13 protein-coding genes and 1 pseudogene are annotated in these 14,649 nt (G+C 72.2%); 11 read left to right on the top strand and 3 right to left on the bottom strand.

Going from position 1 to position 14,649, the window contains the following annotated elements; all coding sequences use genetic code 11:
• Positions 1–424 precede the first annotated feature (424 nt).
• Positions 425–1,405, top strand: a complete 981-nt coding sequence (locus ACZ34W_RS32515; protein WP_465609227.1) for a 3-oxoacyl-ACP synthase III family protein — start codon at positions 425–427, stop codon at positions 1,403–1,405.
• Positions 1,406–1,667: 262 nt separating this feature from the next.
• Positions 1,668–2,204, top strand: a complete 537-nt coding sequence (locus ACZ34W_RS32510; RefSeq protein WP_465609225.1) for a hypothetical protein — start codon at positions 1,668–1,670, stop codon at positions 2,202–2,204.
• Between the two features lie 54 nt (positions 2,205–2,258).
• On the opposite strand, the gene ACZ34W_RS32505 is transcribed toward ACZ34W_RS32510, so the two are convergent.
• The 3 genes from ACZ34W_RS32505 to ACZ34W_RS32495 form a co-directional block, all read right to left on the bottom strand.
• Positions 2,259–2,855 carry a hypothetical protein gene (locus tag ACZ34W_RS32505; protein WP_465609223.1) on the bottom strand — a complete coding sequence of 199 codons (597 nt, stop codon included), beginning with the start codon at positions 2,853–2,855 and terminating at the stop codon, positions 2,259–2,261.
• Positions 2,856–3,210: 355 nt separating this feature from the next.
• The gene (locus ACZ34W_RS32500; RefSeq protein WP_465609221.1) at positions 3,211–4,443 is read right to left on the bottom strand and encodes a cytochrome P450 family protein; all 1,233 of its coding nucleotides are present in this window, start codon (positions 4,441–4,443) and stop codon (positions 3,211–3,213) included.
• 635 nt (positions 4,444–5,078) lie between these two features.
• A complete protein-coding gene (locus tag ACZ34W_RS32495) occupies positions 5,079–5,852 on the bottom strand; it encodes a hypothetical protein (RefSeq protein WP_465609219.1) in 774 nt (257 codons plus the stop codon).
• A gap of 254 nt (positions 5,853–6,106) precedes the next feature.
• On the opposite strand from ACZ34W_RS32495, the gene ACZ34W_RS32490 reads away from it, so the two are divergent.
• The 9 genes and pseudogenes from ACZ34W_RS32490 to ACZ34W_RS32450 all read left to right on the top strand — a co-directional run bounded on the left by ACZ34W_RS32490 (position 6,107) and on the right by ACZ34W_RS32450 (position 14,580).
• The gene (locus tag ACZ34W_RS32490; RefSeq protein ID WP_465609217.1) at positions 6,107–6,616 is read left to right on the top strand and encodes a hypothetical protein; all 510 of its coding nucleotides are present in this window, start codon (positions 6,107–6,109) and stop codon (positions 6,614–6,616) included.
• Between the two features lie 148 nt (positions 6,617–6,764).
• Positions 6,765–7,004: a hypothetical protein gene (locus ACZ34W_RS32485; protein WP_465609215.1), complete on the top strand. Its 240-nt coding sequence runs from the start codon at positions 6,765–6,767 to the stop codon at positions 7,002–7,004.
• 481 nt (positions 7,005–7,485) lie between these two features.
• Positions 7,486–7,656: pseudogene (locus ACZ34W_RS32480) on the top strand (helix-turn-helix transcriptional regulator); the annotation flags it as partial.
• An 817-nt stretch (positions 7,657–8,473) separates the two neighbouring features.
• Positions 8,474–8,809 (top strand): hypothetical protein, encoded by a 336-nt coding sequence (locus tag ACZ34W_RS32475; protein ID WP_465609291.1) that lies wholly within the window; start codon positions 8,474–8,476, stop codon positions 8,807–8,809.
• Between the two features lie 539 nt (positions 8,810–9,348).
• On the top strand, positions 9,349–10,740 hold the full coding sequence (locus ACZ34W_RS32470) for a sporulation protein (protein WP_465609213.1): 1,392 nt from the start codon (positions 9,349–9,351) through the stop codon (positions 10,738–10,740).
• 36 nt (positions 10,741–10,776) lie between these two features.
• Positions 10,777–11,304 carry an NUDIX hydrolase gene (locus ACZ34W_RS32465; RefSeq protein WP_465609211.1) on the top strand — a complete coding sequence of 176 codons (528 nt, stop codon included), beginning with the start codon at positions 10,777–10,779 and terminating at the stop codon, positions 11,302–11,304.
• 83 nt (positions 11,305–11,387) lie between these two features.
• Complete coding sequence (locus ACZ34W_RS32460; RefSeq protein ID WP_465609209.1) at positions 11,388–11,801, top strand: ASCH domain-containing protein; 414 nt, start codon at positions 11,388–11,390, stop codon at positions 11,799–11,801.
• 116 nt (positions 11,802–11,917) lie between these two features.
• Positions 11,918–12,229, top strand: coding sequence for a hypothetical protein (locus tag ACZ34W_RS32455; RefSeq protein ID WP_465609207.1), 312 nt, complete (start codon positions 11,918–11,920; stop codon positions 12,227–12,229).
• A gap of 260 nt (positions 12,230–12,489) precedes the next feature.
• The gene (locus tag ACZ34W_RS32450; RefSeq protein WP_465609205.1) at positions 12,490–14,580 is read left to right on the top strand and encodes a hypothetical protein; all 2,091 of its coding nucleotides are present in this window, start codon (positions 12,490–12,492) and stop codon (positions 14,578–14,580) included.
• Positions 14,581–14,649 lie beyond the last annotated feature (69 nt).

Here is a 14,649-nt window from a genome sequence, read left to right as displayed (position 1 = left end):
GGGCGTGGGCTACCTTGGGATCGCCCTCGCGCCGGCGCAGCATCACCGTACCCGCGACGCAGAGGCGTGTCATCGCCGGAACAGCGGTGAGCGCCTGGGCTCGCTGGGAGGCGGGGTCCTCTACGAACTGCGCCTGGTCGGCGACGACGGTGGCCCGTCGAGTATCACTCTCCTCGACCGCGGTCGGGGAAGTTCCCGCTCGGTGGGATCCTGCGGCGGGCTGTCCCGAGCGACGGCATCTCGGGGTGCCGACGGCTCCGGCGCTCCCCGGCGGAGGACCACCGCTGGCTACTGTCGGGAGGCGGCCCGCTCCCGGCCGGCGCGGTTCGACCAGTGACGCTCAAGCACACGGGCCCGAAGCTGCCCGGACTCCGACGAACGGTCCCGCATGACCCGGACCGCCAACCAAGGGAGTGCCAGGACAATGAGTGTCGGGATCCTCGGCATCGGCGCCTACGTGCCCGAGAACATCGTGGCGAACAGTGATCTGGAGAAGCTGACCGGCCTGACCGATACCTGGGTCAGAGAGAAGACGGGAATCGAGCAGCGCCGCCACTGCACAGACGCCGAACCCGTCACCAACATGGCGCTGCGCGCCCTCCTGGACGCCTGTGAGCGAACGGGCATCAACCCCGGCGAGATCGACGCCCTCGTCACCTCCACCAGCACCCCGGCCGGCGTCATGCCCGGCCTCGGCGTGCGCTTGATCGCGCACGCCGGCCTGAACCTGGCCACCACTCCCGTCGACGTGGTCGGTGCCGGATGCGCCGGCGCGGTGGGGCTCCTGCACCTCGGGGCGCAACTCGTCGAATCCGGGGTGGGTACCGTCGCGGTCGTGCAGTCGGAGGCGAGCAGCAGCCTCATGCGGCTGACCGATGTCCGTAGGGGCGAGGCCCTGCCGATCTCCATCTTCGGAGACGGCGCGTGCTGCTGGTTGCTGCGTCCGTGCAGGGAAGGGACGGGCATCCTGTTCAGTGCGGCCCGCACCGATCCCGTCGGCAACGAGGGCCTGGCTCTTCACGGGGTCGACATTCACAGCTTCGCCATGGATCCGCGCGCGGTGAAGCGCTTCGCGCTTCGCGAGGTACCCGCCCTGGTTCGGCGCTTGGAAGAGGGCAGCGGGGCACAGGTCACAGCCGCCGACCTGGTCCTGCTGCACCAGGCGAATCTCAGGCTGATCGAGAGTGTCCTCGACACCCTGAGCGTGTCGAGGACACGGACCTGCACCACCGTCCAGGACTACGGCAACACCATCTCGGCGTCCGTGGGGATCACCGCGGTCCGGGCGATCGATGCCGGTCTCCTCGCGCCGGGAGCACTCGTGTTCCTGGCCGCGTTCGGTGCCGGATGGACCACCACCGGGGCGGTGGTCAGATGGTGCGGCCCGGACGACTTCCTTCCCTGACGACACAACAAGCCGGGACCCGACCCCTGGTGCTGCAGTCTCAAACCGTGCCCGCTCATTCGAGGGTGAAGCCGGAGACGTTGACGACGTCCAGGTCTTGGCTGAGGAAGCCGGCGAACTTTCGCAAGGGGGCCGGGGGCGCCAGTTCGGCGTCGCGGCATCATCCGCAGCTGCTCATGGGCACCGATCCGGCGTCCCCGAGCAGCTGCGGATGATGCCACTCAGGACGGGGGCTGTTGGGGCGCTGGAGGCGGGGCAGGGGTTGAGATCGCCGACCACGCTGACGGTACGGGCCCCGGCCTCCCTGATGGGCGCCAAGGGCGCCGCCGAGCTGGTCACCCCCGCGCAGCGCTGGCGCGACAACCCGGCCTACCCCGGGGTCGGGATCCGCCGGTCCACGGAGCAGGCCGCCGTGAGCAGCGCGTCCGCCTTGCAGCTCCCGGCCTCGGTGGTGCACGCCTACGAGCGAGGCATCCTCGCGGACCTGCTCGCCGAGGTCGGCGGCTACCCCGGCCTGCACAAGGAGGCCCGCGAGGAGCTGGCCGAGCTGCGTCCGTGCCGCCGGGAGCTCCCGGGCGCCGGCCTGCCGCTCACCTTCACCGCCGACGACACCGGCTTCCTCACCGTCCACGCCGAGACGACCTGCACCGACCAGCGTTGCCGGACCGAGGCCGCCGCCGTGGCCGGCTACGAGGAGCTGCTCGCGGTGTTCGGGTGGCCACCCCGGACCGGGAGAAGCTCCGTAAGCAGCGCGCAGACGCTGGAGGTCGACGCGCTGCCGCAGATCCGTCGGCAGTAGATTCTGGCTCGCCCCGTAGTAGCGAGCACGGAGGCCTTGCAGACCGCCTTGCCGTCACCTCGTAGTGGGCTGGACGGAGTCGGGGGTGTACTCGACACCGTCGCCGCGGATGGTCATGGTGAGAGTGAGCGTTTGGTCAGGTCCTGGTGCGAGGGTGACGTAGACCCTGATTCCCTCGGGGGATTCCGCGCTGAACTTGTAGTCCGGGCCCTTCTCCCGTTCGGTGGGAGTCGAGATCCAGCTGTCCTTCTTGTAGCTGTGCGCCTGCCAGTTGGCGGCAATGCCGTCCGCCAGTTCCCGGCGCCGGGAGGCGGCTATCGTGGCGCGGGCGGTGAGCTGCCTGTCGACGAGGGACAGCCTGCTCAGCTCGTCACTGGGACGTGGCGGATTCCGTTGCACGGTGTAGCCGGTATCGCTCAGCGCAAGATCCGTGCCGAACTCACCGACCGTGTCCTGAAGGGCCTGTTCGCTGCGTTGCCGGAACTCCGCCGCGGTGAAACGGACGTGCTCGGGGCCGATCTTGGGTGTGTACGGGTCGTCGAGCCCGATGTACCACCACACGCCCATGTTGAGGAGGAGCAGGACAGCGACCGTGGCGGCGAGGCCCACCACCGCCCCCAGACAGCCCTTCGCCAACCCCTTGTCGAACACTCCAGGCCCTCCCCGGTCCCGCTTCGTACCGCCACCATAGGTGGGCCGCCCGCCCGGCGCCTGAGTACCCGTACTCAGGCGGGTGGCTGTCGGTGGTCTTCCGTGGTGCCACTGGACGGGACCGGCAGTCGCCTGGCGCCTTCATCGGCCCAGGCGCTTGCGGCTGTCCGTCCACCTCAACCTCGCCTGCAGGGCAGGTCCAGGGCCTCGGCGGTGACCGGCTCCCAGGCGTGCGTGTCGAGGTTGTGAGGGCGGGGCAGCGGTTTCGGCCCTTTCCGGGTGAGTCTGGCGGCTCGGGCCGGGTGGGCGCTGCCCCCGGGTTTTGGCGGGTCGGCGGTTCGCGGTACCACCGCCGCTATGCGGGGGCCGATGCCGCGGAGGGAGTCCCGAGGTTGGTCGGAAGCTCCCGGTGGCCGTTGGAGATCAGGGACTGCAGGGGGCGGAACGGTGGTTCGGGGGCGAGGGTGGCCGAGGGGAATCGGTCGAAGAAGAGGCGGAGGGCTGTCTCGGCCTCCATGCGGGCGAGCGGCGCTCCGAGGCAGTGGTGGACGCCGTATCCGAAGGCGAGGTGATCCTTGACGGCGCGCAGGGTGTCGAAGGTGTGGGCGCTCTCTGCGTGAACGCTGGGGTGGCGGCCGACGGCGGCAAGGGAGGCGAGGATTGCCTCGCCCCGCGGGATCGTGGTGCCGCCGGGCAGTGCGATGTCGTCGATGGCGTAGCGCAGGGGGACGTGGGCGACGGGGGCGTTGTGGCGCAGGCTCTCTTCGACGATGTCATTCCAGGTGGCGCGGCCGGAGTGGACGTGGTCGAGCTGGACGGGGTCGGTGAGGAGGGTGGTGAGGGTGTTGTCGATGAGGTTGACGGTGGTTTCGTAGCCGGCGGATATGACGAGGAGGAGGGTGTCGCGCAGTTCCTGCTCGGTCAGGGCGTCACCGTCGCCGTCGGTGTCGCGGGCGTCGATGAGCTGCGAGGTCATGTCGTCACCGGGTGCGGTGCGCTTGGTGGCTATGAGCTCGTCGAGCATGGCGTAGAGGACGTCGGCGTTGGCGCGGGCCTGTTCGGGGGAGCGGGTGGTGTCGAAGAGGCCGTCGACGGTGGTGCGGAACTGGTGTCGCAGGCCGGGGGGCAATCCCATGAGGTGGCCGATCACGCGCAGGGGCAGTGGGGAGGCGAGGTGTTCGCGCAGGTCGGCCGGTTCACCTTCGGGGATGGTGGTGAGGTCGTCGAGAAGGTCCTGGACGGTCTCCTCGATCCGGGGCTTCAGGGCCTGGACACGGCGGGTGGTGAAGGCACCGCCGATCAGGCGGCGCAGGCGCCGGTGGTCGGCGCCGTAGGCGGTGAACATGTTCTCGACCGCCACCCACAGTGCCAGCGGCCACGTCGCGGCCACCGCGGGGAACCCGGGCCAGTGCCGGCGGGCGTCCTTGGAGACGCGGGAATCCATGAGCAGCGTCCTGAGGACCTCGGGGTCGGCGACGGCCCAGGCCTGGACACCGAGGATGTCGACGCGGGTCGCCGCCGCGCTGTGGAGGACGGCACTCTCGGCGTCGCGGCTGGAACCCGTGGGGTCAAGGACGAGGCGGGACATCACATGCACTCCTTCGAAGGCGGCGGGTGGGGGGGAACCGCCCGGGGGACCGCACGGGCCCGGATGGAGCGGTCGACCTCCCGATGAGCTCCGGCAAACATCGCGAGTGGCGTGTCGTACCCGCACGCTAGGCAAAGAGCACCCCGGTCCTCCACGCTGCGGCCGCTCGGCTGGGCGACGAGCCCGCCAGGCGGGAAGCCGGCGCACCACATCCCGGATGGCGGGAGACCGAGGCCCTCAAGGGGCAGTCCTGGTCCGACGACGAGTAACGTCCCTGGCCAATCCGAAACGAGGTGCTCAGCCGCGGGGGAGGGGGATGATGCTCCTGGCGCCGACCCCCTCCCGTGCCCGGGGACCAGCGCGGGTGTGGGAAGGGGATTCCTTCGTCGCCTTGGTGAGCGCGGTGAGCACGCTCGGCTCGATCTGGAGCACGGGGGCCTCGCTTTCGTCACCAGCAGTATCGGGGCAGCTGGAGCCTGTTCCCACCCGTTTTCGTGCGCCGCCGGGCGACTACGGGAAGCAGGCCGGCCGTGGGCCGGGACGGGGCAGCTGAGCGGGGCACCGGCAACATCGGTGAGAAATGGCGAAGGCCCCGCCCGGGTGGGCAGGGCCTTGGCGGCGCGGGATTGCGGGGGTCAGACGGCTGACGCCATCGCGATGGCGTGGCGGCCGGAGGCGTTGGCCCGCTCGATCGCTTGCTCGTGCCGCTCCCTGTCCGGGCCGGAGCGGGTGGGCGTCAAGCTGATCGCGTCGGCCGCCTCGATGTCCGCGCGGTAGACCGCGACGGCCGCCGCGAACGAGTCCATGGCCGCGCTGCTGCGGGTCGCGGCCATGTCCTGCGCCAGCGTCCAGAAGGTCTTCGCCAGCGCCTGGTGGTCAGGTCCGTCGACGGAGGTCAGGAAGTACGTGCTGGCCGCCACCATGGCCAGGGCCTCCTGCGCCCGCGCCGCCGACGCCCAGGCGGCGCGGTCGAGATCCGGGCCGGGCAGCAGGTAGTGGCCCCGCGCCGTGGCCAGGTGGCGGGCGACTGCGGCTCGTCCCCCGTTGACCCGGGCGCGCAGCAGTTCCAGCGCGGTGTTGACGACCACCGCCAGGACGACGAGCTGCACGGTCATGGGCTGGATGTAGGAGGGGATCGGCTCGTCCGGCTGCACGGCCGACAGCATCCGGGGCATCCCCCAGGTCAGCCCGGCAGCCATGGCGGCGGCCAGGACCAAGGTGATGAGAACTCCGCGGGCTCCCAACAGCAGCTTCTCGTAGTCGAACCCAGCGGTCCGGGGAAGGGGAGTGGACGGGCCGCGGAGTACCTGGGGATGCTGCCGTGCGAGCACGCGCACGCTCCGGCTCACCTGCTTCGGCAGCTCGGGGTCCACGATGACAGCTGCACCCTGGTCGGACCGGAACCTCATCCACAATCTCCGTCGCTCGTCGCCTGCTCGGCGTCCCGCTCATTATGAGGCAGCCCGCTGATGCCTCCTGCGGACGGTCAGGACACCGGCGTTCACGGCAACCCGCCTTCGCGAGCCGCCGTCCAACCGGGGCGGCGTCCTCCGCTCTGTCTCCGGCCGAGCGGTGTCCGGCTTCCGATCGGCTCGTTGGACGGGGTGTGCGCAGCCGAACTCCGGTCCGTGCCAGGGGCCTTGGTCCCCTGGCAGCAGCCACCGTGACAGAGGTCTCCGATCCGGGCGGGCGGCTCCCGCCCGCGGTCTCGGGCACGCTCTCCGAGCAGCGTGCCGCCGTCATCTCCCACCAGGCCGCGGTGGCCGACCTCCGGGAGGAGCTGGAGGGCGTCGACGAGGAGGTGCTCCGGGGCGAAGCGGCGGAAGGCCGGCACTGCGGTGGCGAGGGCTTCGCGCAGTCGGCGGACCGGGTGGTGAAGACGTACCTGCAGTTGGCGACGGACTGGGACACCCGGCTCCGGGAGCTCGGCGAGCACCTGGCCTGGCTGTGTCCGGGCGGACTGCCTGAGCGGCTCGCCGAGTTCGGGCAGGTCGAGGCCCGCGCGCTCCAGAGGGCGGTCACCGGTGTGCTGCGGGCCGTCGCGGTGCTCCACCACGGTGAGAGCGGACCCGATGTCGACGGGCCGGGCTGGTGGACCCCCGGCGGGGGCGCGCCGCAGCCGGCGCCTGGCGGGCACGTCCTCGACCTGGCGGACCGGGAACGGGTCGGCTGACCCGAGCACCGCACAGCGCCTGGGCCGGGCGGGGTCAGCTGTGCGGCCGTCCGCCGGCGGAGTCGGATGTGCCCGCTGCCCACGGGGGACGGTGGGCGTGCCCGGCGTGTCGCCCGCCGACGTCGGCGCCAGCAGGCAGGGTGTCGCCATGGCCCGACCACGAACAGTCCTCCACCGGCGGCGGCAGGGCCGCACCCGCCCCGCCCCCGCCCTGGCGCCGCCGCTGTCACCGAACGGCACCGTCGGCGGGAGCGCCCCGGACGCGGTGTCGGCCGAGGGGCGGCCCGCCTGCTGCACGGTGACGCTGACTACGAACGTGCTGGACGGCGGCACGGTCCTGGTGCTCACGCGGCACACTGCCGACTGCCCGGTGTGGACCGCGCGCTGAGCGACGTCCTCTAGCCATCTCCCTACCGGCCGGGCGGCAGCGCGGCGGTCGCGGAAGCCCTCGCTCCAGCGGTTCTCCTCCCGGGGGCCTGTCGATGCCGGTGTCAGGCGACGGCGCACTTCACCCCCTCGCGCACGGCGCGCTGCGCGCCCGCGCCGCCCGGAAGAACTGACTACCGGGCGCAGCGTCCGGCCGCGTCCACGGTCCAGCAACGGAGCGCCACCGGCCATGTAGGGACTCGCCAAGGTGACGCGGGGATGCGCCGAGGAGGAAGACGGCGGCGGCCAGGCCGGGGACGGCGAGCGGGCCGTGCACGACCGGAGTGTTGCCGGTTTCTTCCGGCTTGGTGCGCCATTCGACCGAGGGAGGACGATTCCAGTCCAACTCGGCTACATGGGCCAGGGGTTGTCGGTTGTCCCGGTGTTGTCCCGCCCGGCTCGGGGATAGGCTTCTGGGCACCAGCGGTGATGGAGTTGGTTCCATGGCACAGCAGATCGCGCATCCCCTCGCCTACGCGAGGACGCAACGCGGCTGGTCCCAGCGCGACCTGGTGGCTCGGTTGCGTCTGGCGGCGGCCGGGCACCCGCACGGCCTGCGCACCGGTGTCGACAAGAGCGCGGTCAGTCGCTGGGAGAACGGCCACAAAGTCCCGCTCGCCGACACGCAACTGTTGATCGCCGACGCCTTCGGCGTCCCCCACGGCGACGTCGAGCTGTTCGGCTGGCCCCACTGGCTGCCCGGCCGCGAGGAACCGGTCCCCGTCGGGACGGGCCGCACCGTCACCGCACTTCGAGACGCCCAGAAAGTCGCCATGGATCCCCACCGCCGTACCTTCGTCGCCTTCGGCGCATTCGCTCTCGCCGGGCTCGCCACCCAGTGGGCGACCCTGGAGCCCGAACGCCTCGACACGGCCCTCGACGGCAAGCGGGTGGACGCGCAGCTCCTGGACTGGCTCGAGGACACCAGCCGCACGCTCAACGCGCTGCCGACCGAACAGCGCCAGCACACAGCCCGCCTGATGGACGCCCAGCTGGCCACCATCACCGACCTGATCGACGGCGGGAACTACAGTGCCGCCACCGGCCGCCGCCTGTACCGCCTCGCCGCGACCCTGGCCGTCACGTGCGGGTGGTACCGCTTCGACCAGGGCGAGCACCACCTGGCCGGACGCCTGTGGAACGCGGCCCTGGTCGGCGCGCACGCCGGCAACGACCGCGATCTGGGCGCCGGAGTGCTCTCGGACTTCGCGTACCAGGCCATCTGGCTGAAGAGCCCGGACAACGCCGTTGCCCCGCTCACCCAGGCGCTCTCGCGGGCCGCCCACCCGATGGCACGCTCGCTGCTGCACCTCCGGCGCGCCCGCGCCCACGCCGCCCTCGGCGACCGCAACGCCTGCCACCGCCCTGTCGGCCGCCGAAGCGGCCCTGCTCACGGACACACCCGACCCCGCCCCCGCGTGGTGCGCGTGGATGGGGCCCGCCGACCTCGCTGTCGACTCCGGGCAGTGCCTTCTCGGCCTCGGCCGCGCCACCGAGGCCCTGGGACGCATCGACGAAGGCATCGGTCTTCTCCCCGAGGCCCGGGCCAAGACGAAAGCCGTGTTCCAGCTCTCCCAGGCCCGCGGACTGCTGGGCACCCGCGACATCGAGCAAGCGCTGCACATCACGACCGCCGCGGTGGAGACGGCGACCCGGATCGGTGCGCAGCGATGCGTCGCACAGGCCAAGGAACTCGCGCCGGCCTTCAAGCCCTACGCGCGGGTCCACGGTGTCCCCGCGCTGCTGTCGCGGCTGGCAGCCGCGTGAGCTCCAGTGGAGCACGAACGCACCGCCGACCTCCGTACGGAGCCCGGCCGGGCCGATGCGCCTGTGCCCGAGGAACGGAGCGCTTCCCCACATGCGTACCGCCTATGGCCGGGGTTCAACCACGGACCCCGGGCGGAGCCGCCGCCACGCATTCGCCGAGAGGCGATCTCGTCCGCATCGGGCGCGCCGTCTCTGTGCCTTTCACTGCCCAGGCCCAGGGCATCAGCCGGCACGTGGCGTGCCCGCGGGCCCGGGCATCGGGTCGACCCCGGCATGCCCATCCCTCCCAATCCGCAGTGCGCAAGACGTCAACGGGCGTGCGACGTCGGTCTGGAGCGACGGCTGGTCCGTGGTCCTGCCGGTCGGCAGGGCTGGCTTGCGCTACGAGTAGGGAACCGGTTCCCGGCGGGGGGCGGGATGCTCACAAGGGGGGCTCACACATCACGCATCGGCGTTCCGGGAGACAGGCCGGTGCCCTAGGATCGAACACCGCGTCAACGTTTCATCACTGAAGGTGATCACTCGAAGGGGGTGTGCGGGTGACGCGGGTCGGCTGGCGGCGCAGGCCGCCCAACGATGCCCTGGCCCGGGTCTTCGAGGAGTCCGGGGCGTCCAAGAACTCGCTGGCGCACAGCCTCAATCGGCTCTGTGAGCAGGCCGGACACCCCCGCAGGTATACGAACACCAGTCTTTCCAACTGGATCGAACGCGGGATGGTCCCCGAGGCCCCCTCTCCCGCGCTGCTCGCCCGGCTGTTCACCGAGCGGCTCGGGCGCCGCGTGAGTCTCGCCGACATCGGAATGACAGCCCCCGGAGCGGCGCATGCTGATACCGGGCTCACCTTCCCCCGGGACACCGGCGACGCGGTTCGCGCCGCCGCCGAGTACTGGAGCACCTTGAACCGCCGCACCCTGGTGACCGGATCCGCTGGCTTCGCCGTCTCCGCGTTCACCACCCCCACCATCCGATGGCTCAGTGAGCCGGCCGACCGGCACCGGTCCGAGCACGGCGGCCGCAGGGTCGGCCAGGGCGACATCGACGAGCTCCGCGAGACGGCCGAGGACGCGCGCCGCTGGGACGCCAAGTACGGCGGCGGGAACTGGAAGCTGTCCTCCATCAACGACTGCCTCGACCGGCGCGCATCCCCGCTGCTGCACGGCTCCTACACCGAGGACGTCGGCCGCCAGCTGTTCGCCGTGACCGCCGAACTCGCCCGCCTCGTCGGCTGGTCCGCCTTCGACATGGGCCGCCACGACGTGGCGCAGCGCCAGTTCGTCCAGGCCCTACGGATGGCGAAGGCCGGCGGGGACGTGGAGATCGGCTGCTACGTGCTCACCACGATGGCACTGGCCGCCCTGATCAAGGGCGCCGCCACCGAGGCGGTGGACATGGCCGAGGGGGCCCACAACCGGGCCAAGGGCATCGCGTCGCCGCGCGTGCTGTCGTTCGCCAAGCTGGCCGAGGCCAGGGCCCATGCGAAGGCCGGCAACGGCCCGGCCGCGGCCCGTGCCCTGAGCAGGGCCGAGGACCTGCTGGCAGCCGTACGCGACGACGGCCGCGATCCGCAGTGGTTGGACTACTACACCCGGGCCAGGCTCGCTTCGGACGCGACCGAGATCCATCTGGACCTGGTGAACCCGCGCTCCGCGCTCGCCTGGAGCGCGGAGGCGGACGCGATGCCCTCCGGCCGGTACACGCGGGCCACCGGGATCCGGCTCGCGGTCACCGCGAGCGCGCACCTCCAAGGCCGGGACCTCGACCAGGGGCTGGCGGTCGGCCGGCGGGCACTGGGGATCCTCGGAGGCGTCGAGTCGTCCCGCGCCCGGGACTACCTGCGCCAGTTCGTCCGGGGCCTCGGCCCGTGGGAGAAGGACCCCCGCGTACGCGCCTTCCTGAAGGAGAGCTGGCCGGCCCTCCACCGCGCCGCATAGCCCCCGCCCCCGCCCCCGCCCCCGAAGGACGACGCCATGACTGACCGCTGGACCGAGACCGGCCGCACGACCGTGTTCCAGGTGATGGGCAGGACCCTCGACAAGGTCACCTACCGGCTGCCGGACGGCACCCGCAGGGACAAGCTCCTGCGCAACGAACCGTCGGCCGCCGCGGTGCTCGCCCTGACACCCGACAACAAGGTGATCATCGCCCGGCAGTACCGGCCCGGCCCGGACGCGGTCCTCCTCGAACTGCCCGGCGGTTTCATCGAGCCGGGCGAGGACCCCGCCACCGCCGCCGGGCGTGAGCTCCTGGAGGAGACCGGCTACAAGGGCGACCTCGAGCTCGCGGGATCCTGCTGGGACGACGCTGGCTCCACGGCCCGGGGCTGGGCGTTCGTCGCCCGCAACTGCGTGCGCGTCGCCGAGCAGGACCTCGACGAGATGGAGTTCGTCGACGTCGACCTGCTCACGCTCGAGGAGTTCCGGCAGGTCGTCCGTGACGGGTTGATGACCGACGTCGAGCTGGCCTACCGCGGGCTGGACCACCTCGGCCTACTCTGAACCGACCACCGCGAATGCGCGCACCGCGCCGACCTCGGCACAACCGGCCCACAGCGCACCGACACAGGACCAAGGGAAGGCCCGTGCCCACCACACACCGGATGTCGCTGCTCCCCCACCTGATCCCGCTGATGGTCTCCGGGGCCAAGACGCTCGAGATCCGGGTCGCCGACGCCAAACGCCGGGCCGTACAGGCCGGCGACCTGATCGAGTTCACTCCCGCCGACGGGACGGCCGGCAGAGCGCTCGTGCAGGTCGTCCGGGCCAGCGTCTACACCGACTTCCCTGCCCTGCTCGCTGCCGAGAACCAAGATCGCATCCATCCCGAACTCGACGCGACTCGGCAACTGGCATTGCTCAGGGAGATCTACCCGCCGGAACGGGAAGCCCTGGGCGCGATCGCCATCGAGGTCACAATCGTGCAGCCGGCTCGCCCGCCCGCCGGCAGTCGGCGCGCCGGCAGACCGGAGGGTAGCCGGCGCGAGGGCGCGGGGTGACTCGGAAGGGACGGATGCACCTGCGCGGCTGGGGACGACACAGTCGTGCGGATCATGTCCGGGACGGACCCGACGATGCGGCCGGCACCGCCCGGCCACACCGATACGCTCCACCCATGAGTGAACGTCAGTCCGGTAGCGCTGGGAACAGCTTTGTCCTGCCTGCCGACCCGAACGACACCACTGACCTCGACGCCTGGCTCCGGCCGCTCGGAGGGTGCGTCGAACCCGACCCTGCCCAGGCCCGGCCCGGCTACCTGCGACTGCGCCCGCTCGTCACCACCGACCCCGACGATCACGACGGCGGCTGCACCTTCGCGCCCGGCACCACTGTCCGATGGACGGGCCACGACATTGTCCGGGTCGCCCCGGCCGTACCCGACCCACTCCGCCCCCTCCTCGACCTGATCGGCCATCCGGCGACGTAACCACGGAGGACACCGCTCGACTCGGGTGCCGCACAGCACGGTGCGAGACGAGGTCGACGGCGTAGCGGTGGACCGACTCGCGTACGGCGAAGGATGGCGACGCCCGAGGTTCACCGCCGAATGCTGACTCGGGTCGAGAACTTCGGTCCTGTCCAACCGCCTGCCGTCGGCTGCTCGCCCAGGTCGGGCCGTTCGCCGGCCGTCACCTCCCGGTGAGGGCCCCCGAGGTCGTGTCAGAGAGCCCTCTCACGATGTCCCGCATGGAACTCGCACATCCGCTCGACGGCCTGGATACCCTCTCCTGGTCCTCCCACTCGCATGCGTACGGGAGCGCGGAGGATCTGCCCGATCTGCTGCGCACCCTTGCAGGTGAGGACGCGGACGGGGCGCGGGAGGCGCTGTCGGAGTTGTACGGGAGCGTGCTGCACCAGGGGACGGTCTACGGTGCCAGCGTGGTGGCTGTCCCGTTCCTGGCGGGGCTCGCGGCCGTCGGCCACCGTGCGGCGGACGTGCTGCCACTGCTCGGCGGCATGGCCGCGAGCGAGGACGAGCACGGGGTGGAGCCCGGCGAGGTCCGGGCGGCCGTGGCCGGCCAGCTCCCGCTGCTCCTGCCACTGCTGGAGGCAACGGAGACGGGCGTGCGGCGAGCCGCTGCCTGGACAGTGTCGTGCACCCGGGCGCGCGACGCGTTGTCCGCTCTCCGCGCGCGCTGGGAGGAGGAGCCCGAGGCCGCGGTCCGGGCGAAGATCCTCTCCGGGATCGCCCGGATCGACCCCGCGGCCGGCGCCGCTCTCGCGGCCACCGCCCTGGACCGCTCGCGGCCCGCCGAGGTTCGCCTGGCCGCCGTCTTCGCCCACTTGGACGCGGGCGCACCATGGAGCGGAGCCCTGCACACCGCGGCGTTGTCGCTGCTGCCCGCCGATCCGCTGCGATCCACCTTCGACCTCGACCGCATGGAACCGCTGGCCGCCATCGTCGAGGGCCTGCTGGAGCGGAACCACCCGGTGGAACGTGAGGCGGCGTTCGCGCTCGTGGATTCGGCGCTGCGCGACGGCCGTGCCGAGGTCCGGGCGGAGGGTGTCTGGGCGGCCGACCGCGCGTGCATGCTCTCCCGCAGTGCCCCGCGCCGCCTGGTGCCGGCCCTGCGCGCGGCCGGCGTCGACGAGGCGTCGGTGCTCGCCATGTCGTCGCTGCTCGGCCGCCTGGGCCCGGCCGCCGCACCGGCGGCGGACATCCTGCTCCCGCTGGCCGGACGGGCCCCGGACCAGGACGACGCCCCCGCGGACCACGCCCTGGCCGCCCTGGTACTCGTCGCACCAGCCCTGGCGACGCCCCTCCTGACCGCCGGCCTCGGACGGCGCCCCCGGGCCCTCGACGCGGCCACCGGACTTCGCAGCCCGCACGAGACCTTCCCCTACGACCTCCATCTGCTCGCCGCGGTCCGAACCCGGCTCTCCCGGCCCCAAGAGCTCAGCGGCAACGAACCCTGGCAGCTCACGAACCTCGTCACCGGCTGGGGCAGCGCGGCGGCCCCGGCCCTGCCCGAGCTGTGCGCACTGCTCCCGCACAATCCCGACCTGGCGGCCCCGGCCCTCGCCGCCGTCGCCCGCGACTGCGCACCGGCCGACCGGGCCCGCGCCGTCGCAGCGCTGCGAGCGGCAGCCGACACCGGCGCCCTCCCCGCCGCGAAAGCACTGAACGACCTCACCGGCGACGCCTCGGCCCTGCTGCGCCTCCTCGGACCCGAGCTCGGAGAGGGCGGCTTCCGTCAGAGGCAGGCCGCCGCCGCGGCGGGAGAACTCGGCCCGCAGGCGGTGGCGCTGGTACCCGCGCTGCGCGCGGCACTCGGCGGCCCGGATGCCGACACCACGCCCACGCTGGACACGGACACCGCCCTCGCCGAGGCCCTGTGGCGCATCACCGGCGACGCGCACGTGGCGGTCACGGTCCTGGACTCCGTGCTCCGCCGCGCCGCACGAAACCGCTGGTCGCAGTGGTCCGTCGCACGGGCCGCCCGTGTCGCCCTCCTCCTCGGCCCGGCGGGACGGCTGCTTGAGCCTCATCTGGAAGCAGCCCTTGCCGATCCGAGGTCGGCGCCGGCTGCCGTACTGGCCCTGCTGACCGTCGCGGAACCCAGTTCCCTCGACCGGCCCGCGCTCGCTGAAGCCGCACTGCGGGCCGCAGAGACGGACGCCGAGTCCCGGGGCGCCTGTGACGCTCTGGACGCGCTCGGCATCGCAGTCCTGACCGACGACCAGCTCGCCCGCGTCGCCGTCCTGGCGCACGGCGACGCCCGCACTGTGCGCTCCGGCGTCGAAAACAGCATTACTGACTTCGGCGCTTCAGGGTGATGGCGGTGGGAGGTCGAGGGAGAGGCCGGCCCCGGTGAGGAAGCCGTCGAGGATATCGGGGCGGTACTG

The organism is Kitasatospora sp. NPDC022856 (assembly GCF_055561235.1).
The sequence above is the reverse complement of the archived record's forward strand: the minus strand, read 5'-3'. Positions and strand labels throughout refer to the sequence as shown.

Coding starts and splice junctions, on each gene's coding strand:
- ACZ34W_RS32515 (WP_465609227.1), top strand. CDS start 425: ATGAGTGTCGGGATCCTCGGCATCGGCGCCTACGTGCCCGAGAACATC.
- ACZ34W_RS32500 (WP_465609221.1), bottom strand. CDS start 4,443: ATGTCCCGCCTCGTCCTTGACCCCACGGGTTCCAGCCGCGACGCCGAG.
- ACZ34W_RS32495 (WP_465609219.1), bottom strand. CDS start 5,852: ATGAGGTTCCGGTCCGACCAGGGTGCAGCTGTCATCGTGGACCCCGAG.
- ACZ34W_RS32485 (WP_465609215.1), top strand. CDS start 6,765: ATGGCCCGACCACGAACAGTCCTCCACCGGCGGCGGCAGGGCCGCACC.
- ACZ34W_RS32475 (WP_465609291.1), top strand. CDS start 8,474: ATGGGGCCCGCCGACCTCGCTGTCGACTCCGGGCAGTGCCTTCTCGGC.
- ACZ34W_RS32465 (WP_465609211.1), top strand. CDS start 10,777: ATGACTGACCGCTGGACCGAGACCGGCCGCACGACCGTGTTCCAGGTG.
- ACZ34W_RS32455 (WP_465609207.1), top strand. CDS start 11,918: ATGAGTGAACGTCAGTCCGGTAGCGCTGGGAACAGCTTTGTCCTGCCT.
- ACZ34W_RS32450 (WP_465609205.1), top strand. CDS start 12,490: ATGGAACTCGCACATCCGCTCGACGGCCTGGATACCCTCTCCTGGTCC.